Genomic DNA, 3096 nt, shown 5'->3' with positions numbered 1-3096 from the left:
AGGGTTAGCGCATTTTCACCAACAGGAGAAAATAATGGCACCGCATGATAAACAGTCACAAGAAGTGAGTATTGAGGACGACGTAAAGCTGCTGTCCACCACGCTGGACGAGCTCTTAAAATATTCCGGCGATTATGCAGACAGCGCCTATCAGGATCTGAAAAAGCAGGCTTATGACTCGCTGCAGGATGTTCGCTCTCGTCTCGAACCCTCCAAAGGCTGCTGCCATCGGGCTAAAAAGTTTGCGAAGAAGGCGGACAGCTATATTCAGGACAACCCGTGGCATGGTTTAGGCATCGGCGCATCCGTTGGACTGGTGCTTGGTATTTTACTCGCCCGCAAGTAATGTTGCTTTCGTGACGTCGGATTCTGCCGACGCTGTTAACTAAAACAGGCGCCGTATCCCTATCATGGGTACGGCGCCTGTTCTTTATGCGTCAGACGCTACGGATATCAACGCGCTTCAGGCGTTAAGCGTACCGTCAATCAGGGTGCGACTGTAGCCGCCAATCCACGGTTGACTGTCGATGTAAGCGACATTGACGCGCCCGTTGCGATACAACATGGTTCCCTGACGCACGCTGTATCCCAGCTTTCTCGTCACCTTTTCCAGATCGTGACCATGCTGCAACGCGCGGGCGATACAGGCGTTCGCACTACCGGTCACCGGATCTTCAATCACGGTATCCAGCGGGAAAAACGCCCGGACTTCGTAATCGGTCGGCGTCGAGTTTTCATGCGGGCCATAGATAGCGATACCGTCGGCGTGGGTCGCTGCCAGCAGTTTTTCGAACGCAGGCTGAGCAATTCTGACGCCCAGACAGGACGCAGCGCTGTCCATGCGTACGATCATCCAGCTTATCCCCATATTGACGACCGTGGGGGGCACGTCGCCGTGTCGATGATGGCTGCCAAGCGCCGCATCAATCAAGGCGTAGTGGCTGGCATCCACCGGATCGATTGTGGCTTCCGGCGCTCTGAAGGCCAGTAGACCGTTGTCCGACAGATTAATGGGGATCAGGCCGACGCCGCACTGCTGAATCAGTTGCCCCGGCACATGCGGCGTGAGTCCCGCTTCCAGCAAAGCATGCGCCGTCCCGAGCGTGGGGTGGCCCGCAAAAGGCAGCTCCTGCGACGGCGTGAAAATGCGAACCAGGTAATCCGCCGTGGGGTCAGTGGGCGGCAGCACAAAAGTGGTTTCAGAGAGATTGGTCCACCGGGCGATGGCCTGCATCTGCTCATCACTCAGCCCTTCAGCGTCCAGAATGACGGCCAGCGGGTTACCTTGGAAATCATGGTGGGTGAAGACATCGACCTGTTTAAACTGACGCTCTGATGACATTTGCGCTTCCTTCAAGGGGTTTACGACATATTAAGTTTTTTTATTCAAGATTAGCACTTGTTTATATTCAGAATCTCATAGAAACCATTCTGGTCAAATAGCGTTCGAACATGGCCGGGATTCTGAGGGCTGCTTATGGCATAATGTGCGGCAAATCACACTTAGATCTGAGTAAATACTGTGCTGGTAACGAATAATATAACGATGCAATTCGGCAGTAAGCCGCTTTTTGAAAACATTTCCGTCAAATTCGGCGGCGGCAACCGCTATGGCCTGATCGGCGCCAACGGCTGCGGTAAATCCACCTTTATGAAAATTCTGGGCGGCGACCTGACCCCCAGCGGCGGCAATGTTTCTCTGGATCCTAACGAACGTCTCGGCAAGCTGCGCCAGGACCAGTTCGCATTTGAACAATACTCGGTGCTGGACACGGTCATCATGGGCCATGCCGAACTGTGGGACGTGAAAGAAGAGCGCGACCGCATCTACGCGCTGCCGGAAATGAGCGAAGAAGACGGCTACAAAGTGGCCGATCTGGAAGTCAAATACGGTGAAATGGACGGCTATAGCGCCGAGGCCCGCGCGGGCGAACTGCTGCTGGGCGTGGGGATCCCGCTGGAGCAGCATTACGGCCCGATGAGCGAAGTTGCGCCGGGCTGGAAACTGCGTGTGCTGTTGGCGCAGGCACTGTTCGCCAACCCGGATATTCTGCTGCTCGATGAACCGACCAACAACCTGGACATCGATACCATTCGCTGGCTGGAGCAGGTGCTGAACGAACGTAACAGCACCATGATCATCATTTCCCATGACCGTCACTTCCTGAACATGGTGTGTACGCACATGGCGGATCTGGATTACGGCGAACTGCGCCTGTACCCGGGCAACTACGACGAATACATGACGGCCGCCACGCAGGCGCGCGAGCGTCTGGTGGCAGACAACGCCAAGAAGAAGGCACAGATTGCTGAGCTGCAGTCGTTCGTCAGCCGTTTTAGCGCCAACGCGTCTAAATCCCGTCAGGCCACGTCGCGTGCGCGCCAGATCGACAAAATTCAGTTGGAAGAGATTAAAGCTTCCAGCCGTCAGAACCCCTTCATCCGTTTCGAGCAGGATAAGAAGCTGTTCCGTAACGCGCTGGAAATTGAGGATCTGGCGAAAGGATTCGACAACGGCCCGCTGTTCAGCAAGCTCAAACTGCTGATCGAAGTCGGCGAGAAAGTCGCGGTGCTCGGGACCAACGGGATTGGTAAAACCACGCTGTTGAAAACGCTGGTCGGCGACCTGACGCCGGATGTCGGTTCCGTCAAATGGTCTGAAAATGTGCAGATTGGCTATTACGCGCAGGATCACGAATACGAGTTCGACGATGAGCTGACCGTTTTCGACTGGATGAGCCAGTGGAAGCAGGAAAACGACGACGAGCAGGCCGTGCGTAGCGTACTGGGCCGTCTGCTGTTCTCGCAGGACGACATTCGCAAGAAAGTGAAGGTGCTGTCCGGGGGTGAAAAAGGGCGCATGTTGTTCGGCAAGCTGATGATGCAGCGTCCTAACGTGCTGATCATGGATGAACCGACCAACCACCTGGATATGGAGTCCATCGAATCGCTGAACATGGCGCTCGAGATGTATCAGGGGACGTTGGTCTTCGTCTCGCACGACCGTGAGTTCGTGAGCTCGCTGGCTACCCGAGTGCTGGAAATCACGCCTGAGAAAGTGATCGACTTCACCGGAAGCTATGAAGATTACCTGCG

General features: G+C 55.1%; 3 protein-coding genes. 2 read left to right on the top strand and 1 reads right to left on the bottom strand.

Annotated elements, in window-relative coordinates; genetic code table 11:
• On the top strand, positions 1-346 hold a 346-nt coding region (locus Q7O77_RS16315; protein WP_304169738.1), incomplete at its 5' end, for a DUF883 family protein.
• A 117-nt stretch (positions 347-463) separates the two neighbouring features.
• Here Q7O77_RS16315 and Q7O77_RS16310 read toward each other — a convergent pair.
• Entirely contained in the window at positions 464-1342 is an 879-nt protein-coding gene (locus Q7O77_RS16310; RefSeq protein ID WP_304169736.1) for a PhzF family phenazine biosynthesis protein, read from the bottom strand.
• 180 nt (positions 1343-1522) lie between these two features.
• On the opposite strand from Q7O77_RS16310, the gene Q7O77_RS16305 reads away from it, so the two are divergent.
• A partial coding sequence (locus tag Q7O77_RS16305) for an ABC-F family ATPase (protein ID WP_304169734.1) occupies positions 1523-3096 on the top strand: 1574 nt, incomplete at its 3' end.

It is taken from the genome of Lonsdalea britannica (assembly GCF_946477055.1).
Taxonomy (GTDB): domain Bacteria; phylum Pseudomonadota; class Gammaproteobacteria; order Enterobacterales; family Enterobacteriaceae; genus Lonsdalea; species Lonsdalea britannica_A.
The sequence above is the reverse complement of the archived record's forward strand: the minus strand, read 5'-3'. Positions and strand labels throughout refer to the sequence as shown.

Bases quoted from the DNA above. Each gene is read 5' to 3' on its own strand.
- Q7O77_RS16310 (WP_304169736.1), bottom strand. From the start codon at position 1,342: ATGTCATCAGAGCGTCAGTTTAAACAGGTCGATGTCTTCACCCACCAT.